Genomic DNA, 24,576 nt, shown 5'->3' on the forward strand with positions numbered 1-24,576 from the left:
GCCGTCAGTCCGACTGCAGGATGCGGTCGGCGACGCGGCTGGCGGCCTTGCCGTCGTCCAGTTCGCAGAAGCGCCGGGTGAACCGCTCGTAGGGGGCGGCGTAATCGCGTTCGACCTCGCCGATCGAGCGGAGGGCGTCGATGACCTCGTCGGACGAGCCCAGCAGCGGGCCGGGCGCCTCCTGCTCGAAGTCGAAGTAGAAGCCGCGCAGCTCGTCCCGGTAATGCTCCAGGTCGTAGGTGAAGAACAGCATCGGGCGGCCGGTGTTCGCGTAGTCGAACATCAACGACGAATAGTCGGTCATGAGGACGTCCGAGACCAGGAACAGCTCTGCGATGTCAGGATAGGCCGACACGTCCCGGACGAAGCCGTCCGCACGCTCCGGAACGGTGTCGACCACGTTGGGGTGCCGCCGGATCAGCAGCACGTGGTCCTCGCCGAGCTCGGCCACCGCCCGGTCCAGGTCCAGCCGCAGGTCCAGGCGGTACTTGCCGGGACCGTAGTAGCTGTCGTCCCGCCAGGTCGGCGCGTACAGGACCGCCCGCTTGCCCGCCGGCAGCCCGAGCCGCTCGCGCACCCGCTCGGCCAGCAGGTCCCGGTCGGGCGAGGCCAGCACGTCGTTGCGCGGATACCCCGTCTCGATGAGCTCGCCCTCGTAGCGGAACGCCCGGCGCAGGATCGGTGTGCTGAAGGCGTTCGGGGAGACCAGGTAGTTCCAGTTCGGAGTCTCCTTCGCCACCTTCTCCAGATAGCGGGAGTTGGCGAACTGCACGTCCTCGATGTCGAACCCGATGCGCTTCAACGGGGTGCCATGCCACGTCTGGACGACGACCTGGCCGGGGCGCCGCACGAACCACTCAGGCAGGTGCGCGTTGGTGACGATGTAGCGGCTCCGGGCCATGGCCTCGTACCACTCGGCTCCCCACAACCGCACCGGACGCGCCGTCCCGGAAAGCTCCACCTGCCTGTCCCGGACCACCCACAGGTGCTCCACGTCGGCGCCTCTCCGCACGAGTTCGTCGTGGATGGCGCGCGGGCTGTCGGAGTACTGCTTGCCCGAGTAGCTGTCGTACACCACCGCTGGACGGACGGAGCGCAGGCGCCGCGGCCTGCGGTAATGCCGGATGCGGGTCCGCATCTGGCGGTACGCGCCGCGCTCGTCCGGCCGCAGGTCGGAATGGGCCTCGACGACCGGCACGTCGTAGCCCTGCTCGCGGAAGGCATAGCGGCGGCCATCGAGCGCCATCTCCACCGGCAGGTGATCGAGCGCCCGGTGATCCAGCAGCACGGCCGAGCTCGTCCTGCTCCCGGACGGCCGGACGCGCACTCCCCACACACCGGCCGGCAACGGCAGGACCCCGCCGAGCGAGACCAGGCGGCTCAACGGGAGCTCGGCTTTGAATCGGCCGCCGTCCGTGCAGGACATCGGAAACGCGCGTTCCTCGTTCCGGTCGCGGCTGCGCAGCAACAGCTGCGACGGAGCCGACAGGCCGGACGGGCGATCACCGGTCAGCACCAGCGTCCCACCCGGCTCCCAGACCGCGCCGGTGATCACGGGACGAAGCGTGCGGACCTTCAGCCACGCATAGCCATGGCGCGAGCGGTAGACGGCGAGCTCCCTGCCGGCGAGGGTGTACAGCCCCTCGGCGGCGTCATCGTCGAACACCAGCCGATGCGGTTCCTCCGCCCCGGCGGAACCGGCCGGCACGGTCATGTCCAGCCGCCAGCCGATCCCGTCGTCGGGTTCGGCACCCTGCCCGTGACCGGGCGTGCGAGCCGGCTCCGCTCCGGCGGCGGGAATGTCGGCGACCAGATCGCGAAGCGGGACACGTACGCGGAAACCGCCGCGGGCCGTAGCTTCGGCGGCCACCGGGTAGCGGTTCAGCTCCGTTCCAGTGCGCCGGCGCACCGCCATCGCGGCCCCGTCCGGTACACCGCCGGGCATCCTTCCACGGATCTCCACGGCGTCATCGACCATCCGGTGGCCGGTGACGCGTGCCCGCACGGTCTCCACCCGCAGCCGCAGCGTCCCGCGCGTGATCAGCGGGATCACGCGTACGTCCTCATCGACATAGCGCCAGGCCGGATGCGCGCCGCTGCCGGAGGCCGGCGCCGCCAGCGCGCAGCGCCGCAGCACCCCGCCGCCGTACACCCCGGCCGCGACCAGCCAGGTTCCATCCACGTACCGCCCGCCTCGCCGCAGCCGTTTCGGGTCGACCGTGCATGAGAAGCCCGACCAGCGGTGAGTCCGGTGCGGATCGCCCGACGTCTCGTCGGCATCCGGGCAGAGCCGGGTGCGCGCCGGAACGGCCCGGGTACGGCCGCTCCCCATCTCCCGTACGCCGATGGCTTTGAGGGACGACCATGGGAACCGCGTGCCGACGTAGGCGACATAGGCATGGCCGGTGATGTGCAGCCTGCCGCGCCGCCATGTCACCTCGTGGAGCCGCGCCTTGGCCGCCAGCTCTTCGCCGAGCCGGAACACCCGCCGCGGAATCCGCAGCAGCCGATCGCGCCGGAACGGGTACTTCGCGTAGTAGCGCCACAGCCTGCGGGCCACGGGAATCCGCAGTTTCCGCCGCTCGTAGGTCAGGACCTCCAGCAACTCCGGCACCAGCCCGCGCTCCACCAGATGCCATTTCAGCCGCATCATCGCCGGCAGCGCGTCCAGTGCCGCCCGGTCGGCTTGGGCAAGGAAGTCGCGCGCCAGCTCTATGAACCGCGTCCGGAATTCATCATCGGCCTCGTCCATCACGTTCAAGAAGATGCGCAGGTCGCTGCGCAGCGCCACCTCGTCGTATTCACGCTTGCACGCGCGCACCGCCCGTTCGGGCCGCGCCCCCAGGAACCGGCTAACGGTCTCCACAGCGGCGAACCGGTCGGTCACGGCGCGGATCTCGGTGCGGCGCTGCGTGATCGACAGCGCACCGCCGACGCGCTGCCGCCAGTAGTAGACCGGCTCGCTGACGACATCGACCGTCGAGGCCAGGAAATGCGCCGGCAGGGTCACCGGTATGTCCTCGTACAGGACTCCCTCGGGGAAACGGAACGCGTGCTCGTCCCAGAACCGGCGGCGGAACACCTTGTTGGGCACCAGCCGGTCGTACATCAGCTGGTGGTCGCGGGTGATGTGCGTGCGCAGGCGCGTCGTCCCCATCGGAAGGCGGTGCATCGGCGACTGGACGAGTTCGCGGTCGGTCAGCAGGAGCACATTTCCGGAGGCGATATCCGATCCTGTGCGCTCCAATGTCCCCACGAGCAGTTCCAGCGCGTGACCGGGCAGTACGTCATCACTGTCGACGAACGCGAGGTACTCCCCGCGCACCTCGGCCGCCCCCACGTTGCGCGCCTGACCGAGGCCGCCGTTGGACTGCCGGATCAGCCGGAACCGGGCGTCCCTGTCCGTGAACTCCTGAGCGATCTCCGCACCGGCATCGGTCGATCCGTCGTCCACGAGTACAACGTCCAGCTCACGGAGCGACTGCCGGGCGATCGAGTCCAGGCACTCCCGTAGATACGGCTCGACGTTGTAAATGGGCACTACCACCCCAACGCGCGGCTCGGAGTCCATTCGCCCCGCCTCCACTCAGCCCCCGGGGATTATCCGGCAGCGCCCCGCACACGCGTCTCGGGCGAAGTGCAGTGCCGGCCGGACTCGCTGATCTCAATGTCATCTCTTCAACACTTTCGCGGGTGGCGCCCTCCATTCAATAGGGACCTTCGTCCTCAAGATCACTCCGGCGGCCGGTTCCGCCCGGCCGCCATCGGCCCTGCCGCCCGGACGGTGGTGATGGCGCACGACGGCTCCTCTCAGCGCAGGCGGCGCAGGTACGGGTCCCAGATGCGGCGGGGGGCGAGGCGGACGCGGGCGTCGACGGCCACCACTCCGTCCGGGCGGACGATGGTCGGATTGAGGTCGAGTTCGGCGATCTCCGGGTGGTCGGCGGCCAGTCTGGACAGCCGCAGCAGCACGTCGCGCAGCGCCGGGACGTCACCGGCCGGGCGGGCGCGGTGGCCGCGCAGCAGCGCGGCCGAGCGCGTTTCGCCGATCAGGTCGTCGGCCTCCCCGGCGGTGAGCGGCGCCAGGCGGGCGGCGCGGTCGGCCAGGGCATCGGTGTCGATGCCGCCGGCGCCGAAGACCACCACGGCGCCGAACACCTCTTCCTGCACGGCGCCGCACAGCACCTCGACGCCCTCGTCCGCCATGGCCTGGACGAGCACGCCTTCGAGATCGTCCCCGAAGCGTTCGACCAGCCACCGGAAGGCATCGTGGACGTCGTCGTCGCCGCGCAGGCCCAGGTGCACGCCACCGGCCGCGGTCTTGTGCACCACGCCCGGCACATGCGCCTTCATGGCTACGGGGGCGTCCAGTTCGCGGGCGGCCGCGACCGCCTCCGCCCGCGTGCGCGCCCAGCGCCACGGCGCCAGCGGCAACCCGTAGGACTGCAGCAGGCGGAAGGTCTCGGCGGGCGGAAGCCGGCCGCCCTCCGGCGCGCCGGCCAGGAAACCGCCGATGATGCGACGCGCCTCCTCCACGTCCAGGCCGGTGAGCTCGGGCGGCGCGTCGGCCGGGGCCCCGCGGCGCCGCGCGTGCGACCACGCGTGGGCGAACGCGCGGACGGCGTTCTCCGGATAGGCGTAGCAGGGGATCCCATTGGCGATCTTGACGGTCTCCGGCTGACCGAGGACCACGGCCGCGACCGGCTTGGCACAGCCGCCCAGGGCGGCCCGCAGGTCGCCGAGCGCGGTGGGGGCCACCAACGCCACGACGACGTCCACCGCGGCGTCCGCCGCGACGGCGTCGACGGCCTTGCGGAACACACCGGCGGGGACGGCGGCGGTGGTGTCGACGGGGTTGGCGACCGCCGCGCAGGACGGCAGGACCGCGGTAAGGCGCCGGCGGGTCGCCGCGCCGAGGACGGGGACGGTCAGCCCGGCGTCGGCGCAGGCGTCGGCGGCCAGCACCCCGGCGCCGCCCGCGTTGGAGACCACCGCCACCCGCGGCCCGGCCGGCAGCGGCTGGGTCGCCAGCAGCGCGGCGGCGTCGACCAGTTCACCGAGGTCGTCGGTGGCCACGATGCCGGCCTGCGCGAACAGCGCCCGGCGGGTGAGTTCGGGGGTCGCGGCGGCCGCGGTGTGCGAGGCGGCCGCCCGGCTGCCAGGGGCCGAACGCCCGGCCAGGACGGTCAGCAGCGGCATCCCGGCGGCGACCCGGCGGGCCGTCCGGGCGAACTTGCGGGGATTGCCGAAGGACTCGACGTGCAGGATTCCCAGCCGGGTCGTCTCGTCCGCCTCCCACCACATGAGCATGTCGTTGGCACTGACGTCGTACTTGTCGCCGACCGAGGCGAAGGTGGACAGGCCGACGCCGAGCCGGGACAACTGCTCGACCAGCGCGATGCCGACGCCGCCGGACTGCACCGCCACTCCCGCCGCGCCGCGGACGGGAGCACGGGCACCGAAGGTCGCGTCCAACCCGATCGCGGTATTGGCGATGCCCAGGCAGTTCGGCCCGACCAGCCGCATGCCGTACTCGCGGCACACGGCCACCAGATCGCGTCCCCGGTCCGCGGTCAGCCCCGAACTGATCACCACGAGGGCCGGGGTCCCGACCCGGCCGCAGGCGGCCGCGGCCTGCACGACGGCGCCCGCCGGAACGGCGATGACCGCCAGGTCGAGCGGCTCGGGCAGATCGGCGGGCGTCGCCACACAGGGCACACCGTGCAGGTCCGCGCCCGCCGAGTGCGGATTGACCGCGTAGACGGCGCCGCCGAAACCGCCGGCGACGATATTGCGGACGATCTCCGCCCCGACCGTCCCGCGCCGCCGGGACGCGCCGACGACCGCGACCGTCCGCGGCCGCAGCAGCGGCTCCAGGCTCGCCACGTCCGCGCGCCGCTCCCGCTCGGCCACCGCGTCCAGATACGCGTCGTCGGACACCAGCGGCATGGTCAGCTCGACCACCCCGTCCCGGATCCGGCGCAGCGCCGGCATCCCGGCGTCGGCGAACACGCGCAGCATCGCGGTGTTGGCGGGAAGCGTGTCGGCGCGGAAGGCGACGACGCCGTTGGCGCGGGCCAGCGAGCCCAGGTGCTCCAGCAGCAGGGTGCCGACGCCGCGGTGGTGCATCCGGTCGGCGACCGCCATCGCGACCTCCGCCTCCCCCGGCACACCGGTCGGCTCGTACTCCGCGACCCCGACCAGCTCACCGCCCAGCCATGCTCCCAACGCCGCATGGTCATGGTCTTCGGCACGGCACACCCGCACGGCCACCTGGACCGCCATCGACCGGTTGAGGCCGAAGAAGCGCAGGTACACGCTTTCGTCGCTCAGCCCGCGATGGAGTTCGCGTACCGCGTCGCAGTCCGCCTCGGCCAGCCGCCTGATCTCCACCTGGGTCCCGTCGGTCAGCAACGCGAACGCCCGTGCATCGGTGAGCTCCGTCATGTCTCCAGCGTCCGCCGAGCACCCCGCACGGGCCCAGCGTCCCAAGGTCATCTGCGGACGGGACCTTCGTCCCCACCAGCGGCCCGCCCGACGCGGGAGGAGCCACGCGGGGCTTCGGCACCTCTTCAGCCGCCGACGCGCCCTTCAGACGCCCGGCACGCCTTCGCGCACTCGCGGTGAGCGCCCGCCGTCATCCGGAAGGGGACGGCACGACGGCGACCGTGCACGGGGCGTGCTTGAGGAGCGCGTCGCTGGTCGCCCCCAGTGCCAGGGCGTCCACGACACCCGCGCCGCGGGCGCCGACCACGGTCAGGCTCGCCTCCTCCGCCGCCTCGAGCATCGCCTCGCGCGGGGACTTGAGCACGAGCGACGTGGTGGCCTGGACGTGGGGGTACTTCACCAGCCAGGGCGCCACCGCCCGCTCCAGCACGGCCCCGCATACCCGGCGCAGTCTCTCCTCGTCACCGAACAAGGAGAGGTCCCCGTCCGGCGCCGCCCCGGGCTCCCAGCAGCCGTACACGGCCCTCAGCCGCCAGCCGCGCAGCGCCGCCTCCTCGAAGGCGGAGGCCAGCGCGACGTCCGCACCGGCCGAACCGTCCACCCCGACGACCACCAGGCCGTCGCGGGTCGCCGCGGACCGTACGACCACGACGGGGCGGTCGGCTTCGGCCGGCACGCGCAGTGCCGTTGAACCCACGGGCACCTCGTCCGGCTCGTGCGAGCCGATCACGATCAGCTCGGCGCCGTGCCCCTCGTGCACGAGGGCCGGGGCGGAGCTGCCGTCATGCAGCCGCTTGTGCACCTTCAGGCCCGGAGCCATGTCCCGTGCCAGTGCCGCGCCGTGGTCGAGCAGGTGCCCGCCCATCCGGCGGACGATGGCCAAGCCCTCGTAATCGATGTAGCTGATCGGGTACGGCCAGCGCCAGACGTGGCAGACCGTCAGCGGCAGCCGCCGCAGCCGGGCTTCGTCCACCGCCCACCGCAGGGTGCGCTCACTCTCGCTGCTTCCGTCGTAGCCGACGACCACATGGCTCATGACGTCCTCCTGTCTCCGGTTCCATGACACTCCAGAGCTCATTGCCGGGACAGGGCCGAACGGCCCTGCGCGCGGGGCCTTCCGCCTGCGGCTCGGGATCCTCGCCCGGCTCTCGACCGCCAGGCCGGTCTTCGGCGCGTGTCAGGATGGCCTGGCCGCCTGACGCCGGGGCCGCACGATGAAAGGACGCCCACCGTCCGGTGGGCGTCCTTGCTGTCTCGGTCAGGTCACTTGAGGATCGGGAAGCGCTGGGCGAGCTTGGTGTTGCTCCACCATTCGCCGAGGCCGAGGGTGTCGCCGGCCTTGACAAGGGCGAGTCCGGCCAGGACGAGGGCGTAGATGAGGTGGTCGTCCATGAAGGGGTTGTTCTCCGGGGGCAGGACGGCCGTCCACATCAGGACCAGCAGCAGCGCGCCGCTGGCGGCGGCGATCCGCATCGCGATGCCCAGGATGAGCGCGGCGCCGATGCCGGCGAGGCCGATCATGAAGAGCCAGTCGGCCCAGGCCGCTCCCGCCAGGTCGTTGTAGAGGCCGGCGAAGGGGCCCTTGGGGGCGTTGGCCAGGAAGCCCTCGGTGGGGCTGGCGCCGTCGATCCACGCCTTGCCGGCGGGGGTGGCGTAGCCGAGGCCGAACAGCTTGTCGATGAAGGCCCAGGCGAAGATCCAGCCCAGCGCGATCCGGGTCACGGCCCAGACGTAGCGTGCCGCGGGCGACTCGGTGAGGGGGGCGGGGGTCACCACCCGGATGATGGTGCTCTGCCCTTTGCGGGTCTTGTGCTCGCTGACTGCCATGGCCCTTCGCCTTCTCTCGTTCGGCCTTTTCCCTTCACCAACGAGTCAACCGCCGCGCCATCCGCCGCCCTAGGACCGTAGGGGCACCCCCGACAGGACCAAGGTCCCCAAGCCGGGTGGTCCGAAGGGATCGACCGCCCGCGAGTCCAGGTCTCCGAGACGAATCCGAGGCGAGCGGGCCGTTGCGCGTTCTTCGCCTGCGGACGGACCGTCGGCCGGTCACCGCGGCGCCGGTTCCGGCGTGGTGGCGCCCGGTCCCTCTTCGGTGGCCGGCCGCCCCCGCCGTTTCCCCCTGCGCTTCGGGCGCCTGTGCGTCAGAAGCACGGCGACCGCGGCGACGAGGACGCCTGCGGCCGCCGCACAGCCGACGGGGATGGTGAACAGGGCATGGCGTACCGCGTCCGGCGCCTGCTGGGCCACCACGATCGCGGCCATCATCAGGACGAACCAGCCGAATGCCTGGCGGAGCCGCGCCGGATCGAGGCGTCCGCCCAGCCGTGCGCCGACCAGGCCGCCCACGACGGCCGCGCCGGTCACCGCCAGGGCCAGCGGCCAGTCGATGCCGACGCCGGACAGGTATCCGGCGAGGCCGGCGAAGGACTTCATCGCGATGACCAGCAGCGAGGTGCCGACCGCGGCGGGCATCGACAGGCCGCCGAGCAGAGCGAGCGCTGGAACGACGAGGAATCCTCCGCCCGCCCCGACCAGTCCCGTGACGATTCCGACGATCACTCCTTCGGCCAGAATCCGCGGCATCGGGCGTTCGACCGGGCGACCCGCGACGGCGGGGCGGCTGCGGAGCATCGCGATCGCGGTCACGGCCATCATCACCGCGAAGGCGGCCAGCAGTACACCGGCGGGTATGTAGGCCGCCAGCCGTCCACCGGTGTAGGCGCCGGCCATACCCGCGCCGCCGAACAGCAGTCCGGTGCGCCAGCGGACCTGCCCGGCTCGGGCGTGCGGCAGAAGACCGGCCAACGCGGTTCCTCCCACCACGAACAGCGACATGGCGATCGCCTGCTTGGCCTCGACCCCTGCCACGTAGACCAGGATCGGCACGGTGAGTATGGACCCGCCGCCGCCGAGCAGCCCGAGCGAGATGCCGACGGCGACCGAGGCGAGCAGTGTCAGCGCGAGCGTCAGCATGGCCGCCGGTCCCGCAAGAGGGCGACCACGTCCTCGGCGTTGCAGGCCGGTGCCCGGTTGAAGGGCAGCCGAGCCAGGAGCATGCCCATCGCGCAGGTGTTGGTGAACGCCGCGACCGCCAAGCCGGCGCCGATCACGGCCGCGAGCCATTGGAGCCCGGGGACGGCAATGCCGCCCAGGACGCCGACCACCACCAGAAGCCCGGCGACCAGGCGCACCTGCCGCTCCAGGTCCCAGCGGGCCCGGCCGAGGTTGATCGGCGCGCCCGCCGCCTCCCAGGCGACGATCCCGCCGTCCAGGACGTGTACTTTGGCCAGCCCCGCCTCGGCGAGTGCGTGCTCGGCCTGAGCGGCGCGGGCGCCGGTCCGGCAGACCAGCACCACCTCCTGCAGGGAGCCGCGCAGCTCGTCGCGGTGCTCCCGGAGCGTGTCGAGAGGGACGTTGTAGGAGCCTGGGATGTGCGCCGCGGCGAACTCGGCGGGGGTGCGCACGTCCAGCATGCGCGGCCCGTCCGGGGCGGCGATGCGGTCGCGCAGGGACGCAGGGCCGATCTTCGGGGAGAGCTTGGCCATCTCGGTTTCACCCTTCGCGGTCTGGGCCGTTCCGGACCCGGTGCGGGCCGGGCCCGGAATCGGAGGCTGTGAATCGACGACGTGAGGCGCCGTGCGCGGTGACCGTCGGGGTCACGCGGCGGCTGCAACGACCGGAAGCCCGGACAGTCCGTCCGCGTCGTACCGGTCATCGACGGCGACGACGCGCCGCCCCGCGGCGGCCAGGAACGAGGCGGCCACGGCGGCGCGGTAGCCGCCCTGGCAGTGGACCCACACTTCGCCTTCGGGCACCTCGTCCAAGCGCTGCGGCAGGTCCTGCAACGGGATGTGCACGGCACCGTCGATGTGGGACTGCTCCCACTCCGCGGCACGGCGGACGTCCAGCACCACGACCGGCCGGTGGTGCCGCACGGAGGCCAGCTCGTCGAACGACGCCCTCGGGAAGGAGGCCGGCCGCTCCCCGGCCGCCCAGCGCCCCGGGCCGCCGGTGGCCGAGGCCGCCGGGCGGTCGATGCCGATGCGGACCAGCTCACGTTGCGCGGCGGCCACATCATCGGGCGTTTCGCCAAGCAGCGTCAGCGGCGTACCCCACGGGACGAGCCAGCCGAGGTAGGTCGCGAAACTCCCGTCCAGCCCGAAGTTGAGCGTCCCCGCCATGTGCCCGGCCGCGAACGCCGTACGGTTCCGCAGATCGACCACCCATTCCCCCGCCTCGATGCGCCGCCGGAGTTCGGTCGCGTCCGCGCGGTGCGGTTCCGACAGGTCGGGCGCCTCCGGTCCAGCACTGTTGGCCGGGCCCATGTGGACGTAGTAGGCGGGGTAGGCGTCCAATCCGGCCAGCAGTGTCTCCACATAAGCCTTCTCTTCGAGGACGAGAGCGGGGTTGACGCGCTTCTCCCGGCCGATCGTCGACGCCTCGGCCCGCGACTGGGTCGCGGAGCAGAAGCTGCCGAATCCGTGGGTCGGGAAGATCGCGGCTTCGTCCGGCAGCTCGCGCGCCAGCCGGTGCGCGGAGCCGAACTGGGCGGTCACCAACTCTTGGGTGTGGGCCGGGCCGAGGAGGTCCGGGCGTCCCGTGGATCCGTACAGCAGCGATCCGCCGGTGAACACCGCCGGCGCCCGGTCCGGAACGTCCAAGACGTAAGCCAGGTGCGTGAAGGTGTGGCCCGGCGTCGCCAGAACCCGCACGCGCATCCGCTCACCCACCTGGATCACGTCGCCGTCGGCCACCGCGTCATGCTCGAAGGCCACCGAGTCGGCGGCGTTGACGTGGTACGCGGCCCCCGTCGCCCTGGCCAGGGCCAGCCCGCCGGTCACGTAGTCGTTGTGGATATGAGTCTCGAAGACATCAACGACGGGCACCTGCCGCTCCTGGGCCAGGGCGAGCACCCGGTCGATGTCGCGCTGCGGATCGACCACGAAGGCGACCTCGCCGTCGCTGACGAAGTAGCTGCGGTCCCCCAACGTGGGTGTGTCGATCGGAACGATCTCGACCATCGAACTGCCCCTTCCACTCCTCAGACGGGTTCTCCCGACCCCCGGCCGGGTCCATACCCCCCGGGGTATGTGATGGACAGTAATCGAAGGTCCATCCGACACGCAAATACCCCCAGGGGTATCTCTGCCCGCAACATCCCCGCCCGGCCGGGCACCGGCCGCGACAATCCCGGCCACCGCCTGGGCCAGCACAATCCCGGCCGGGCCGTATACCCTGGTGGGTATTAGGAGGGCAACGTGGAACTCAAGGCAGACTCGCTGGCCGATGTCGTCGTCCGCCTGCGACGTGCGCAGGGACAACTCGGCGGCGTCATCCAGATGATCGAGGACGAGCGGGACTGCAAGGACGTGGTCACGCAGCTGGCGGCGGTCTCACGGGCACTGGACCGCGCCGGATTCAAGATCATCGCAACCGGTCTGGACAAGTGCATTCGAGAGGGCACCGACCCTGAGCAGATCGAAGTAGACCGCGCCCAGCTGGAAAAGCTCTTCATGAGCCTCGCGTGATCCCAGCCGCGGACAGCCGGTAACTGCATCCGCCCCGGCCGGGCCGCACCCCCACGCCGGCAGCGAGCGACACCGTCCCCACCGCGAAGTCCCCGCGCGGAATGCCATCGACGAGGCACTCCGCCCGGGCGTCACCCAAGGTTGCGCAGCATGCGTCACCCATGCCGCGGTCAAGCAGGTGGTGGCACCCCAGGACTCCCATGGAGAGGGGCTTCCCCCGAAAAAGCGGCAGAGCCGAAAACCCCGTACAGTCCCGTCCAGTCAAGGCAACCCACGTTCCCGGTCCACCCCGAATCGGGTGGCTTGCTCATGTGGGGCAACACCCAATGGACATAACTGCATGTGGTTGACGGACCCAGATCCCGAGAAATGGACCGCCACGCGACGAAGGTCCACCGGCCGTTCGCGAAGGCGTGCACGAGGGCGGTCTCCAGGTGCCGTTCGAGGGCGGCAACCGCGCCGCAACCGACCGGTCTTTCTGGCGGTCGGTGAGCAGGCCGGCGCCGGTGTGCAGCGTCCTCGACCATCCGCAGCTTGTAGGAGGCGGTGAAGGTCCGCCGCTTGGACCGGCCGGTCCGCGGCCCGTCACCAGAAGGGATCGTGGCTGGCCATCGTCACTCTGCTCAGCACCCGTTCTCGCCCTGTTCGCAGCAGCTAGAAAACTTCATCCCCTCGTGTCCCACCTGAGCCTGACCTGGTGCGCCTGCTCGAAGGGTGTCCGCATACCGGTAACAATCTGTCGACGACGCGTGAATACTGACCCCCAGGCGACGGCCGAAATCTGACCCCCCACTGTCACTGTGGAGGGTGATCAAGGTGGAGGACTGGGCGGAGATCCGCCGGTTGCACCGGGCTGAGGGCATGCCGATCAAGGCGATCGCCCGGCGGATGGGCATCTCGAAGAACACCGTCAAGCGGGCGCTGGCGGCCGATGAGCCGCCCAAGTACCGGCGGGCGGGGAAGGGCTCGATCGTGGACGCGGCCGAGCCGGCGATCCGCCAGTTGTTGGCGGAGTTCCCGGACATGCCCGCGACGGTGATCGCCGAGCGGATCGGCTGGGAGCGGTCGATGACGGTGCTCAAGGACCGCATCCGGCAGTTGCGGCCGCAGTACAAGCCGGTTGATCCGGCGTCGCGGACGGCGTATCAGCCCGGTGAGCTGGCGCAATGCGATCTGTGGTTCCCGCCGGCGAAGGTGCCGGTGGGAGCCGGGCAGCAGACCAGCCCGCCGGTGCTGGTGATGGTGTCGGGGTATTCGCGGTGGATGCTGGCGCGGATGCTGCCCTCGCGGGCGGCCGGGGACCTGTTCGCCGGGATGTGGGCGCTGCTGCGCCTGCTGGGCGCGGCGCCCAAGACGCTGGTGTGGGACAACGAGGGCGCGATCGGGCAGTGGCGGGCAGGGGGTCCGGTCCTGACCGCCGAGGCCAACGCGTTCCGCGGCACCCTGGGCATCAAGATCGTGCAGTGCCGCCCCGCCGATCCCGAAGCCAAGGGCCTGGTCGAGCGAGCAAACGAGTATCTGGAGACCTCGTTCATGCCGGGCCGGTCCTTCACCGGCCCGGGCGACTTCAACGCCCAGCTGGACCACTGGCTGGCGCATCGCGCCAACGTCCGTCACCACCGGCGGATCGAGTGCCGGCCCGCCGACCGGATCGCCACCGACACCACGGCGATGGTGCCGCTGCCGCCGGTCGCACCGGTGGTCGGCTGGCGCACGTCCACGCGGCTGGCCCGCGACCACTACGTCCGGATCGCCTCCAACGACTACTCGGTGCATCCTTCGGTGATCGGTCGGCTGGTCGAGGTCGTCGCCGACCCCGAGCAGGTGAGGGTCACCTGCGGCGGGCAGCAGGTCGCCGCGCACCCGCGCTGCTGGGCGGTCCACCAGACCATCACCGACCCCGCGCACGCCCAGGCGGCCGCGACGATGCGGCGGCTGCGCCTGCAGACCACCCGGCCACCCGCCGACACCGAGGTCGAGCAGCGGCGGCTGACCGACTACGACGCCGTCCTGGGAGTCCAGGACATCGGTGCCGCCGGCATCGAAGGGGTGGCGTGATGGCGCCCGGCACCAAGACCACCACCCCGAAAGCCACCGCAGCGGGCGCCGCGACCAGCGCCGGCGGCCGCAATATCGAGGCCGAGTTGGCCTACCTCACCCGGGTGCTCAAGGCGCCGTCGCTGCACGCCGCCGCCGCTCGTCTGGCCGAGCGGGCTCGGGACGAGTGCTGGACGCACGAGGAGTTCCTGGCCGCCTGCCTGCAACGTGAGGTCGCCGCCCGCCAGGCCCACGGCGGCGAGGCCCGCATCCGTTCGGCCCGCTTCCCCGCCCGCAAAGCCTTGGAGGACTTCGACTTCGACCACCAGCGCTCCGCCCGACGCGAGGTCATCGCCCACCTGGGCACCTTGGACTTCGTCGCCGCCCGCGAGAACGTCGTCTTCCTGGGCCCGCCGGGAACTGGCAAGACCCACCTGTCGATCGGGCTGGGCATCCGCGCCTGCCAGGCCGGACACCGCGTCGCCTTCGCCACCGCCGCCGAGTGGGTCGCCCGCCTGGCCGACGCGCACGCCGCCGGACGCCTGCAAGACGAACTGACCCGGCTCGCCCGCGTCCCGGTCCTGATCGTCGACGAGGTCGGCTACATCCCCTTCGAAGCCGAGGCCGCCAACCTGTTCTTCCAGCTGGTCTCGTCCCGTTACGAGCGGGCCTCGCTGATCGTGACCAGCAACAAGCCGTTCGGCCGCTGGGGCGAGGTGTTCGGCGACGACGTCGTCGCAGCAGCCATGATCGACCGCCTCGTCCACCACCGCCGAGGTCATCAGCCTGAAGGGAGACAGCTACCGCCTCAAGAACCGCGACCTGGGCCGCGTCCCCGCGGCCAACACCACCAACAACGAGCAGTAACGACCGACAACATCAGGGGGTCAACTTTCAGACGTCGCCAGGGGGTCAGAATTCGGCCGTCGTTGACACAATCTCTGCAAACAACCCTTGGTGGCTTCGCCAGCCGGGCGAGCGCCGTCCGTTGCCGCAGGCGAAGGCTGATTGCGCCGACCCGTCCATCCCGGGCCGCGAGCACCGGTTCGGTGCTCGCGAGGAGCTGCTGCTCCTGGCCCTGCAGTGTCGATCGGCTGGACGCCGAGGTGGGCGAGAAGGGCAGCGGCAAGGTCTTCACGGGAGGAGCTCCAGCGTAAGTTGCGATCGTGGGGATTCACACCATGGGGGCTTGGCTTTCGACTGCGAGTTCGCCCGCTCCGTACATCGCCAGGGTGCGGTCCAGGTCGTTGAGGGCGAAGGCCTGGGTGGTGTGGATGTTGCGCCATGCCTGCTCGATGGCGTTGCCGGTACGTATTACCGCTCCCCCGGAGTGCTCGAAGAGCTGGTCCACCGCTGCGGCTGCGCGCTGCGTCGCCACAACCTGGTCGCGCCGGATCCGGCGGCGCACGGCCATGGGGATGGGGCGGGCGGCCTCCGCGTACTGGGTGAGTTCGCGCATGTCGCGCATGAGCTGCAGCGATGAGGCGTCGATGTCGGCGCTCGCCGCGGCCAGGCGGGCGCTGTTGAAATCGTCGCTGCCGAACTCCAGCCCCTCCCATGCCATGCCGAGACGGGCGCGCAGCCATCCGACCAGCATGGAGTACGCGCCCTCCGCCATGCCGATGACGGGCGCGGCCGCGGCGGCGGCGAACATCGACGGGAGCGGCAGCCGGTACAGCGGGCCGGTGTTCTCCTCCTGGCCCGGGGTGGCGCACCGCAGGCACGGAGCGAAGCTGAGCGCGCGGTGTGCGGGGACGAGGACATCGACGGCGACCAGGTCGTGGGCCGCCGTCGCACGCAGTCCAACGGTGTCCCAGTTGTGCTCGATCCGCAGGTCGGCCATGGGGACGAGGAAGGTGGCGAGATCGGCGGGTGAGCCGTCCGAGGCGGCGATCATGCCCCCGAGCAGGGCCCAGTCCGCGTGCTCGCAGCCGGTCGCCCAGCTCCAGCGCCCCTCCAGCCGGTATCCCTCCGGCACCTCGGCCACGTGGCCCGTCGCCGCATAGGCGGCCGTCAGAAGCGCATCGGGCGCGGAACCCCACACGTCGCGCTGTGCCCTGGGGGGAAAGAGGGCCAGATGCCACGCGTGCACGGCGAACCAGCTCGCGAGCCAGCCGGTTGACCCGCAGGCCGCCGAGACGTCCCGGATGACCTCGAAGAAGTCGGCTACGTCCGACTCCGCTCCACCTGAATCACGGGGTACCAGCAACCGGAACACTCCGGCCGAGGTGAGGTCCTCAATCGACGCATGCGGGACGATACGGTCGCGATCGGCTTGGGCTGCTCTCTCCCGCAGCATGGGAAGGACCTCGGCCAGCGCCTTCCGCGTCGCCTCGACGGTCATCGGTACTCCTCCCCGGTGGGCGGGTGGGCCGGCGGGCGCCTCGCGGCCGCCGGCCACCGTCATGGCGCCCGCTCCTCCTCACCCGGGACGGGGAGCAGCCCTTCGCGGACGGCCTGCTCGACGCTGCCGCGCATCGCCTCGCAGGTGGGAGTGACGCTGTGCATGACGTCCGGCCGGTGGTCCCGCCACAGCTCCGCGCAGGCGCCTGTGTCGGTCGTCCACTGGATCTCGGTGTGCGCGAGGCTGTTCTTCTTCACCAGGACGCACGTCCCGCAGCGGCGGCAGGACACCGGATGCACGCCGTCTCCCTCCGGCCCGGTCAGGACTCGGCCTGCGGGGGTCCGACCGTGACGAGACGGCCCTCGGCCAGGTTCTCCTCGACTTCCTTGTGCCAGAACTCTCTGGCGCGCGCAGTGTCGATCTCGAACTCGAACCGCTGGGTCATCTCCGGCGTGACGTCCTCCACGTCCACGTAGAACTGCTCATACCATCGGCGCAACTGGTAGACGGGGCCGTCCTCCTCGCACAGCAGCGGGTTGTCGATCTTGGTTTTGTTCTTCCAGATCTCCACGTCCTGCAGGAAGCCCGTCTCCACCGCCTTGGCGACCGCGGCGCAGTACTGCTCGGCGTCCCGGTCGCTCATCCCGTCGATCTTCCTGACCATCACGCCCCACTGGAGCACGAAGCTGGTCGGGGACACCGGGTAGTGGCAGTTGATGAGGATGCTCTCCATGGTCCGCCCCGCCACGGTGCTCCGCAGCGGGTTGATCATGTAGGACGGCCCGTAGTAGGCGGCCTCGGAGATGGTCATCTTGTCGGCCGACGAGCCGGTTCCCAGATCGACGTCCGGGCGCGAGCTGCTCCTCATGTACTGCCAGGCGGTGTGCCCTTCGAAGACGTTCTTGAAATAGGTCGGGAACGAGTAGTGGATGTAGAAGAAGTGCGCCATGTCCACGACGTTGTCGACGATCTCCCGGCAGTGGGAGTTCTCGACCAGGATTCGATTCCAGGTGAAGGACGTCCATTCCGGCGAGCCGAACTGCTCGATCTCGGGAATCGTCACCTCGGGTGGGGGCGGGTTGCCCTGCGGGTCGTGCCAGACGAACAGTTGGCCGTTGCGCTCCAGCGTCGTCCACGAGCGGGTGCGGGCCCGCGGCGGCACGCGCCGGGCGTACGGGATCTTCGCGCACCGGCCGTTGCCCGACCAGCGCCAGTCGTGGAACGGACAGGCGATCTCGTCGCCCTTCACCGTTCCCTCGCTGAGGTCACCGCCCATGTGGGGGCAGTAGGCGTTGAGGACGTTCAGCTTGCCGGCACTGTCGGCGAAGACGACCAGCTTGGCGCCGAACGCCTCCACCGCGTGCGGCTTGCCGTCGCGGAATTGCTCAAGGAGGCCGAGGCAGTGCCAGCCTCGCGCGTAACGCGCGGGCGGCGCGGTCGCCTCGATGACACGGACTCCGTCGCCGTCGGCGGTCTGAGGAGTGGTCACAAAAAGCTCCAGAGTCGAGTGGCGATGTCGGTTCGGAACGGCTCGTCGCATGCCGGGGACGCACGCGACGAGCCGTTTCGGGTGACTGTGAAGTGCATCTCTCTCTGTTTCGAAGTTAGGAGGCGCGCCAAGCCCCTCAACAGGAGTTCTCCCACTGACTGGGAGATCGGAACCGGCGCTCCACGTCGGCTTCCGGCCGCCCCGCCGGCCGGAAGGCGAAGAGCCGTCCGCCGGTTCCGGCGGACGGCCCTTCGGTTTTCGGCTTCTCCTGGATGCTGTGGCGGCCGGTCAGGCAGGGAAGGCGAGTTCGGCGGGCTGGGCGTTCGCCGGGTCGGTGATCTCGCCGATGCGCGCCGCGACGGTCTCGGGGCTCAGCTCCGGGTCGTGGATACCGGGGGTGCCGACCATGACCATGCGGGAGACATAGCCGCCCGCCGCGTTGAGCACCTCCCCGGTGATCGCGCAGTCCGGGTGGGCCAGGTAGGCGCCGACCGGGGCCACCATCTCCGGGGGCATCTGCTCGTGCATGAACTCGACGGTGCCGGGTGGAAGGGCCGGGCCGGCGACGTCCATCATCCGGGTGCCGGCTCCGGGGGCGACGGCGTTGACCTTGATGCCGTGCGGAGCGCCGGCGACCGCGAGGTTGCGGGTGAAGCCGTAGACGGCTCCCTTGGCCGCGCCGTAGTGCACCATGTCCGGCTGGCCGGTCAGCGCGGCCGACACGGTGTTGACGACGCGCCCGCTCCCGGAGGCCACCAGGTGCGGCCAGGCCGCCCGGGCCAGCAGCAGGCTGCCGAGATAGTGCACGTCGAGGAAGGACTGGTAGACCTCGGGCTCCAGATCCTCGAACCTGCCGATGCGGTAGTTGCCGGCGTTGTTGACGACGGCGTCGACGCGTCCGAACTCCTCGACGGCGAGAGCGACGATGGCCTCCACGCCCTTGGGGTCGGCGACGGAGTCGGCGCTGGCCACGGCGGTCCCGCCGGCGGCCTCGATCTCGGCGGCGACGGCGGCGGCCGGCTCGGCCGACGGGTCCCGGCCGTCGGTGTCGCCGCCCAGGTCGTTGACGACGACGGAGGCTCCGCGGGCCCCCAGCAGGTGAGCGTAGGCGCGGCCGATGCCGCGGGCGGCACCCGTCACGATGACGACGCGGCCGGTGAAGTCGAGCATGGAAGAGTCCTTTGTATCGGTGAAGCAGTGGGTGCGGCGCGGCCCCGGTCGGCCGGTCGCCTTTCGTCCGGGGCCGCCGGGGGTCAGGGCCGGGACGCGCCGCCGGAGACGCCGACGCGGGCCTGCCAGATGGACCCCTGGCCGCCCTCCCGGGACTTGGCGAAGTCGTAGACCTCGAACCCGCAGGCCACGTACAGGGTCCGCCGGTCCGCACCGCCGAGCACGCACGCGGTGCTCGAACCCGCCTCGGCCTGGGGGATGGTCACCTGGCCGAGGATCTCGCCGCCTTCGGCGAACCTGGTCACGCGGCCGCTGATCGGGAAGGCCACCCAGGCGGCGCCCTCTGCGTCCAGGCACATGCCGTCGGGCAGCTCGTCGAGCTCCGCGAACAGCCGGTGGTTCGACAGTTCCCCATCGCCGGCGATGTCGAAGGAGGTGACCTTGTTGGCGAACGCCTCGGCGGTGACGAGCCGGCCGCCGTCCGCGGTCACCGCGACGCCGTTCGCACCCATGAGGTGCTCGGTACCCGCCGCGATCCTGGCGGCCCCGCCCGGCTCGACGATGATGATCGGGGACGGCGCGGGCTCCTCGCCCTTCCACAGGTCGAAGCCCAGCTGCGTCACATACGCCCGCCCGGAGGCGGTGACGACCATGTCGTTGATCGGACCGGCCGCCAGGTCCCGCAGGTCGGCGTAGACCTCCGCCCTGCCGTTCTCGACCACCAGCACGACTTTCTCGAACATGGAGTTCACCAGGAGCCGGCCGTCCGGCAGGTGCCCCGTGCCGGCCGGAACGAGCTCGGCCCCGTCCAAGGGCTCCCGGCCGGAGACGTCCGCGATGGTCTCGGCCTCGCCGTTCTCGGTCAGTGACACGACACGGCGGTTGTACATGTCGGAGAAGTGGAAGCGGTCGGCGTGCCAGCGCGGGCACTCGGTCCAGCTGAAACCCTGCGCCAGGCGCTCGGCGGTGTAAGTCTCCATGAACCCTCAATCACATGCTTGTTCGGCGAGTGGGCTGACTTCATGGAGAGAGAGCACGTCATAGAAGAGAGGAAGCGGGCGGCGGCCGGAGCCTCGGCCCGCGTGAGACATCGTTTCCCCCGGCGCGTCCCCGGCGCCGCATCATGGAGGGTCTCCATGGGAAACGATGTTGGGGCGACAGCATAGGCATGCGGTCCCGTTCAAGGGAAGAGCTCGGCGCCGAAGACTTCCCCGCCCCGGACCTCCTCCTGGCGTGGACGGGAAGGTCTCACGCTGAGCGGGTGCACGCCTTGCCGTCCGCCGGCTTCCGAGCGGCTACCCGGCCGCGGCGCGCCCGGCTCGGCGGCCGAAGAACGTGCCGTCACCGATCGACGTGCCGCTGACGTAGCCCTCGCCGTGGATGCCGGACGAGGCCCGGCCCGCCGCGTACAGGCCGGGAATCGGGCGGCCGGTCACATGCAGCACCTCTCCGTCCACGGTGGTGTGGAGCCCACCGAGGGTGAAGCCCGAGATCCCGGTGGCCTCGCGGCGGTTCTCCGCCATCCGCGCCAGGACACGCGGGTCTATCGCTGCGAAAGGCGGCTTCAACTCGCGCAGCCATCTGGGGTTCTTGTGGAAGAGGGGGTCCTGCCCGAGGGCCGCATGGCGGTTGTACATCGTGACCGTGCTCTCCAGCGCGCCGTCCGGCATTCCCAGGTCCCTCTCAAGTTCGGCGAGGGTCTCGGCGGCATGGTCCGGTGGCATGCCCGCGGGATTACGGGAGGAGAGGGAGGCGAAGCTCTCCTCGTCGAGGATCACCCACCACGGAGCGGGCTGGTGGAGCGCGGCGTGGCTGAAGAGGCCGGGGTAGACGTCTTCGTTGATGAAGCGCTGCCCGAGCGCGTTGACCAGCAGTCCTCGGCAGGCCGCCTCGGGTGTGACGATCAGTGCCGCCTCCACGGACGCCATGCGCCGCGTCGCGGCTCCGAGCGCGCCGGCCATGCGGATCCCGCTGCCGTCGTCGCCCCCGTCGCTGACCTTGCCGTGCCCCAGCAGCAGCGGGGCGTGGTGGGCGAGCATCTCCTCGTCGTCGACGAAGCCGCCGGTGGTGAGGATCACGCCCTTGCGGGCCCGGTAGCGCACCTCCGCACCGAAGTGCCTGGCCACTACGCCCGCCACCCGCCCCGAGCCGTCGACCACGAGGGCGGACGCCCGGGTGTCGGTGTGGACATGCGCGCCGGCTCCGGTCACCGCGGCGGCGAGCCTGTCCATGAGCAGGCCGCCCGCGAACCCCTCCATGGGAGGACGATGGCCCCGCGGAGCAGGACGGGCGAGGGCCGTGTACGGCCAGGCGTTCTCACCGAGCCACATCAGCCCGTCCTTCGTCGGAGCCATCCAGCCCGGCGCGTCGTACAGGGACTCCTCGAAGGGCACCCCGCGGGCACGGAACCACTCGAAGTGCTCCACGCTGCCCTCGCAGTAGAGCCGCAGCTTCTCCTCGTCGGCATGGGGTCCGAGCGCGGCGTGCAGGTAGGCGTACATGTCCTCGGGGGTGTCTTCGAACCCGCACGCGCTCTGCACGCGGGTGCCTCCGCCCAGGTAGATCTCTCCGCCGGACTGGGCCGTGGACCCGCCCGGTCCGGAGAACCGCTCCAGCACCAGGACGCGGGCCCCGGCGGCCGCGGCCTCGTAGGCGGCGGCCGCCCCGGCGCACCCGAACCCGACGACCAGGACGTCGGTCTCGTGGTGGAAGCGCTCCACCGAGGCCAGCGGGACCGGTTCGGCCGCGGCCCGGAAGTCGGGTGACGGTGCTTCGGCATGGTCGTTCGTCATGCGGGTCCCCTCCTGGACGCGTCCGGCCGTAGCGCCTGCGCGCTCTCGAATGCCGGAGGTCGCCAGCGTAGGGAGAGGTCCGCCCGCCTGAAGAGGCCACCTTCCCACTGGCCGGGAAGGAGCGCCCCCGCCGGCCGCCGCTCTCGCCGGATCAGGCGGCGAGGGGAATTTCTCCCGTAGAGCGGGAGACGCACCAGCCGCCGTCTCGTCCGATCTGGTCGCATGTAGCTCAGATCACACTCTGCCGGGCAGGACGGAACCGCATGACCGAAGGCTCGGACGGTACTCCGGTGTCGATGATCGAGCGGGTCGTGCGGGTGCTCGACACGTTCGACGGGGCGACCCGGCTCTCGCTGGCCGAGGTGGCTCAGCGCAGCGGGCTGCCGCGCTCCTCCGCGCACCGCATCCTGGACCGGCTCGTCGCGGTCCGATGGCTGTCGCGCGAGGGGAACGACTACCGGCTCGGCATCCGCATGCTGGAGCTGGGCTCTCTGGCTCTCCGCCAGGACGCGCTGCACGACGCCGCGCTGCCCGTGATGCGCCGTCTGCACGCCGCCACCCGCCAGGTCGTCCACCTCGCCGTGCTCAATCGCAGGGAGATCGTGTACCTGGAGAAGATCGGCGATCCTTCGCACATGGACCTGCCGCCTCGGATCGGCGGCCGCGCGCCCGCGTACTGCACGGGCGCGGGCAAGGCGATCCTCGCCTACTCGGACGAGAGGACCGTGCAGGAGGTGCTCGACGGCGGGCTGCGTGCGCGCACACGCTTCACGATCACTGAGCGCACCAGGTTCCTCCGCGAACTGCGCCAGGTGCGCGAGCGCGGCGTGGCGTTCGACCGCGAGGAGTCCGTGCCGGGCATCGGATGCGTCGCCGCCGCGGTGCGCGGCCCCGGCAAGGCCGTCGCGGCGCTGTCGGTGTGCGGGCCGATCCGCCAGCTCGACCTGACCCGGCTGGCTCCCGCCGTCCAGCAGAGCGCGCTGCGGATCTGGCGGACGGTCGGGCGCGGCGCGCCCAGGCCGGGACGGAACGGCGGCGGTCCTGCCGCCGCCGGTGACTGGCCCGCCGGAATGCTCGACGCCTGGGCGACCTGGCCGCGCTTGACCGACTGGTTCTGATCGCTGACGAGCCGTTCCGGACCGCTGCGTCCGGCCCCCGGCCGGGCGTCCTCGGCACGTCGGGCGGCCGGTCAGCCCCTCTTTCTCCCTCTCAGCGGGAGGCCCTCCACCGCGGACGCCGCGCCCCTTCGCCCCGTTGCGCCACTTCACCGAGGTGTGCCCGGTGAACGGGAGGCGCCGTGTACATGTGGCAGCGGTCACACCCACAGTCTCCCTGCACGCAATGCCGACCAGGGCAGCGCGGGATCGAAGGAGACCACGTCGTCATGAGACTCAGCACGACCACGAAGACCGGAGGGATCGTCCTCGCCTTCGCCTTGGCCGCCACCGCATGCGGATCGAGCCGATCGGGAGACTCGGTCACCGGCGCCGACGGCTCGACCCCGGCCGCCTCGGCCAAGGCGTTCGGCGACCTCGCCTCGCCGTGCGGGCCCGGCTCCGCGAAGGGCGCGACCGACCAGGGCGTCACCGACACCGAGATCCGTATCGGCTACGGCGACGACCGGGGCTTCACCTCCGCGCCGGGTCTCGGCGAGGAGAACGGCGACGCGATCGACGCGATGATCAAGTGGTGCAACGCGCAGGGCGGCATCCTCGGCCGCAAGATCACCGGAACGCGGTACGACGCCGCGCTGACCAACGCCGCCGCGGTGATGCAGAAGGCGTGCAAGTCCGATTTCATGCTGGTCGGACAGGGGTTCGCTTACGACGAGGCCGCCGAGCCCATCCGGGTCGGCTGCGACCTGCCCTCGGTACCGTCCTACACCGTCGGCCCGAACGCCGGCATGGGGCCCGACAAGTTCGAGCCGATGCCGTTCCCGGCCGACCGCTACAACGCCTCCGGGCTGGCCCAGACGCTCAAGCTCGTCCCCGAATTCGGGAAGAGCCCGACGATGGTGCTCTCCGACTCGCCGCCGGTCAAGGCCGCCAGCGCGAAGGTCGCCGCGGTCCTCGGGCAGCTGGGCGTCGAGGTCAAGGACTGCGGCATCTCGATGAGCCAGAACGGCGAGGCCAACTACGTGCCGTTCGCCCAGAAGTTCAAGGACTGCGACGCTTCAGCCCTCTGGACGAGCAACGGCCCGATCCCCAGCCAGATGGGGCTGTTCGAGGCGCTCGGCAGGACCGGCGCCAAGCCGCCGAAGGTCGTCGAGTCGCAGTGGTACAGCGAGATCGCCTCGCAGTGGAACGGCAAGTCCCGCACGGCGGACGGGCTCGTCACCTCGCTGTACTTCCAGCCCTTCGAGAACGCCGCCCAGGCCCCCGCGGTGAAGCAGTACCTCGACCTGGTCAAGGCGGACGGCAACAAGCCGGCGCTCCTGGGCATGTCCGCGGCGTCGGCGTTCCTGCTCTGGGCGACCAGCGCGAAGGGGTGCGGTGACACCCTCACCCGCGACTGCATGGTCAAGGGCCTCTCCGAGGTGCACGAGTGGACCGGCGGCGGCCTGCACGCCCCGAGCGACCCGGGCGGCAACCTGCCGAGCGAGTGCGCTCTGGTCGTCCGGCTGGACGGCGACACGTGGAAGCAGGTGTCCCCCGAGAAGCAGGGTGAGTTCGGCTGCGACAAGAGCAAGGTCGTCGAGCTCGATCCCAAGCTCTCCGGCGTGAAGCTGAACGACGACCGCCTCTCCACCCGATTCCTCAAGAAGTAACC

18 protein-coding genes are annotated in these 24,576 nt (G+C 71.1%); 5 read left to right on the forward strand and 13 right to left on the reverse strand.

Going from position 1 to position 24,576, the window contains the following annotated elements:
- Window positions 1-4: 4 nt before the first annotated feature.
- The 7 genes from E1200_RS01335 to E1200_RS01365 form a co-directional block, all read right to left on the reverse strand.
- Window positions 5-3,571 carry a bifunctional glycosyltransferase family 2 protein/CDP-glycerol:glycerophosphate glycerophosphotransferase gene (locus E1200_RS01335; RefSeq protein ID WP_279483422.1) on the reverse strand — a complete coding sequence of 1,189 codons (3,567 nt, stop codon included), beginning with the start codon at window positions 3,569-3,571 and terminating at the stop codon, window positions 5-7.
- A 239-nt stretch (window positions 3,572-3,810) separates the two neighbouring features.
- Window positions 3,811-6,447 (reverse strand): bifunctional GNAT family N-acetyltransferase/acetate--CoA ligase family protein, encoded by a 2,637-nt coding sequence (locus tag E1200_RS01340; RefSeq protein ID WP_131949895.1) that lies wholly within the window; start codon window positions 6,445-6,447, stop codon window positions 3,811-3,813.
- Between the two features lie 190 nt (window positions 6,448-6,637).
- Window positions 6,638-7,483, reverse strand: coding sequence for a universal stress protein (locus tag E1200_RS01345; protein ID WP_131949896.1), 846 nt, complete (start codon window positions 7,481-7,483; stop codon window positions 6,638-6,640).
- Between the two features lie 227 nt (window positions 7,484-7,710).
- Window positions 7,711-8,274: a DoxX family membrane protein gene (locus E1200_RS01350; protein WP_131949897.1), complete on the reverse strand. Its 564-nt coding sequence runs from the start codon at window positions 8,272-8,274 to the stop codon at window positions 7,711-7,713.
- Between the two features lie 219 nt (window positions 8,275-8,493).
- Complete coding sequence (locus tag E1200_RS01355; protein ID WP_131949898.1) at window positions 8,494-9,420, reverse strand: sulfite exporter TauE/SafE family protein; 927 nt, start codon at window positions 9,418-9,420, stop codon at window positions 8,494-8,496.
- Window positions 9,414-9,992 carry a rhodanese-like domain-containing protein gene (locus E1200_RS01360; RefSeq protein ID WP_131949899.1) on the reverse strand — a complete coding sequence of 193 codons (579 nt, stop codon included), beginning with the start codon at window positions 9,990-9,992 and terminating at the stop codon, window positions 9,414-9,416. The genes E1200_RS01355 and E1200_RS01360 overlap by 7 nt, the downstream gene beginning before the upstream one ends.
- A gap of 111 nt (window positions 9,993-10,103) precedes the next feature.
- Window positions 10,104-11,468, reverse strand: coding sequence for an MBL fold metallo-hydrolase (locus E1200_RS01365; RefSeq protein WP_131949900.1), 1,365 nt, complete (start codon window positions 11,466-11,468; stop codon window positions 10,104-10,106).
- A gap of 237 nt (window positions 11,469-11,705) precedes the next feature.
- Here E1200_RS01365 and E1200_RS01370 point away from each other — a divergent pair, with 237 nt between their 5' ends.
- The 3 genes from E1200_RS01370 (at window position 11,706) to istB (ending at window position 15,169) form a co-directional block, all read left to right on the forward strand.
- Window positions 11,706-11,975, forward strand: a complete 270-nt coding sequence (locus tag E1200_RS01370) for a metal-sensitive transcriptional regulator (protein WP_131949901.1) — start codon at window positions 11,706-11,708, stop codon at window positions 11,973-11,975.
- An 807-nt stretch (window positions 11,976-12,782) separates the two neighbouring features.
- Window positions 12,783-14,033: an IS21 family transposase gene (gene istA, locus E1200_RS01375; protein ID WP_131949902.1), complete on the forward strand. Its 1,251-nt coding sequence runs from the start codon at window positions 12,783-12,785 to the stop codon at window positions 14,031-14,033.
- Complete coding sequence (gene istB / locus E1200_RS01380) at window positions 14,033-15,169, forward strand: IS21-like element helper ATPase IstB (RefSeq protein WP_279483426.1); 1,137 nt, start codon at window positions 14,033-14,035, stop codon at window positions 15,167-15,169. Before istA ends, istB begins: the two co-directional genes overlap by 1 nt.
- 17 nt (window positions 15,170-15,186) lie before the next feature.
- On the opposite strand, the gene hsaA is transcribed toward istB, so the two are convergent.
- From hsaA to E1200_RS01410, 6 genes are all read right to left on the reverse strand, one after another.
- Complete coding sequence (gene hsaA, locus E1200_RS01385; RefSeq protein ID WP_165950155.1) at window positions 15,187-16,356, reverse strand: 3-hydroxy-9,10-secoandrosta-1,3,5(10)-triene-9,17-dione monooxygenase oxygenase subunit; 1,170 nt, start codon at window positions 16,354-16,356, stop codon at window positions 15,187-15,189.
- Between the two features lie 59 nt (window positions 16,357-16,415).
- On the reverse strand, window positions 16,416-16,655 hold the full coding sequence (locus E1200_RS01390) for a hypothetical protein (protein ID WP_131949904.1): 240 nt from the start codon (window positions 16,653-16,655) through the stop codon (window positions 16,416-16,418).
- A gap of 20 nt (window positions 16,656-16,675) precedes the next feature.
- A complete protein-coding gene (locus E1200_RS01395) occupies window positions 16,676-17,845 on the reverse strand; it encodes a Rieske 2Fe-2S domain-containing protein (protein WP_243708281.1) in 1,170 nt (389 codons plus the stop codon).
- A gap of 288 nt (window positions 17,846-18,133) precedes the next feature.
- Entirely contained in the window at window positions 18,134-19,015 is an 882-nt protein-coding gene (locus tag E1200_RS01400) for an SDR family NAD(P)-dependent oxidoreductase (RefSeq protein WP_131949906.1), read from the reverse strand.
- 83 nt (window positions 19,016-19,098) lie between these two features.
- Complete coding sequence (locus E1200_RS01405) at window positions 19,099-19,995, reverse strand: SMP-30/gluconolactonase/LRE family protein (protein WP_131949907.1); 897 nt, start codon at window positions 19,993-19,995, stop codon at window positions 19,099-19,101.
- 315 nt (window positions 19,996-20,310) lie between these two features.
- A complete protein-coding gene (locus E1200_RS01410; RefSeq protein ID WP_131949908.1) occupies window positions 20,311-21,807 on the reverse strand; it encodes an FAD-dependent oxidoreductase in 1,497 nt (498 codons plus the stop codon).
- Between the two features lie 263 nt (window positions 21,808-22,070).
- Between E1200_RS01410 and E1200_RS01415 the strand changes: the two genes are divergently transcribed.
- Both E1200_RS01415 and E1200_RS01420 read left to right on the forward strand, forming a co-directional pair.
- On the forward strand, window positions 22,071-22,925 hold the full coding sequence (locus E1200_RS01415; protein ID WP_131949909.1) for an IclR family transcriptional regulator: 855 nt from the start codon (window positions 22,071-22,073) through the stop codon (window positions 22,923-22,925).
- 266 nt (window positions 22,926-23,191) lie between these two features.
- Entirely contained in the window at window positions 23,192-24,574 is a 1,383-nt protein-coding gene (locus E1200_RS01420) for an ABC transporter substrate-binding protein (RefSeq protein WP_131949910.1), read from the forward strand.
- Window positions 24,575-24,576 lie beyond the last annotated feature (2 nt).

It is taken from the genome of Actinomadura sp. GC306, from assembly GCF_004348665.1.
Lineage (GTDB): Bacteria > Actinomycetota > Actinomycetes > Streptosporangiales > Streptosporangiaceae > Spirillospora.

Bases quoted from the DNA above. Each gene is read 5' to 3' on its own strand.
- E1200_RS01350 (WP_131949897.1), bottom strand. From the start codon at position 8,274: ATGGCAGTCAGCGAGCACAAGACCCGCAAAGGGCAGAGCACCATCATC.
- E1200_RS01400 (WP_131949906.1), bottom strand. From the start codon at position 19,015: ATGCTCGACTTCACCGGCCGCGTCGTCATCGTGACGGGTGCCGCCCGC.
- E1200_RS01415 (WP_131949909.1), top strand. From the start codon at position 22,071: ATGACCGAAGGCTCGGACGGTACTCCGGTGTCGATGATCGAGCGGGTC.
- E1200_RS01345 (WP_131949896.1), bottom strand. From the start codon at position 7,483: ATGAGCCATGTGGTCGTCGGCTACGACGGAAGCAGCGAGAGTGAGCGC.
- istB (WP_279483426.1), top strand. From the start codon at position 14,033: ATGGCGCCCGGCACCAAGACCACCACCCCGAAAGCCACCGCAGCGGGC.
- E1200_RS01340 (WP_131949895.1), bottom strand. From the start codon at position 6,447: ATGACGGAGCTCACCGATGCACGGGCGTTCGCGTTGCTGACCGACGGG.
- hsaA (WP_165950155.1), bottom strand. From the start codon at position 16,356: ATGACCGTCGAGGCGACGCGGAAGGCGCTGGCCGAGGTCCTTCCCATG.
- E1200_RS01405 (WP_131949907.1), bottom strand. From the start codon at position 19,995: ATGGAGACTTACACCGCCGAGCGCCTGGCGCAGGGTTTCAGCTGGACC.
- E1200_RS01420 (WP_131949910.1), top strand. From the start codon at position 23,192: ATGAGACTCAGCACGACCACGAAGACCGGAGGGATCGTCCTCGCCTTC.
- E1200_RS01335 (WP_279483422.1), bottom strand. From the start codon at position 3,571: ATGGACTCCGAGCCGCGCGTTGGGGTGGTAGTGCCCATTTACAACGTC.
- E1200_RS01410 (WP_131949908.1), bottom strand. From the start codon at position 21,807: ATGACGAACGACCATGCCGAAGCACCGTCACCCGACTTCCGGGCCGCG.
- E1200_RS01365 (WP_131949900.1), bottom strand. From the start codon at position 11,468: ATGGTCGAGATCGTTCCGATCGACACACCCACGTTGGGGGACCGCAGC.
- E1200_RS01355 (WP_131949898.1), bottom strand. From the start codon at position 9,420: ATGCTGACGCTCGCGCTGACACTGCTCGCCTCGGTCGCCGTCGGCATC.
- E1200_RS01360 (WP_131949899.1), bottom strand. From the start codon at position 9,992: ATGGCCAAGCTCTCCCCGAAGATCGGCCCTGCGTCCCTGCGCGACCGC.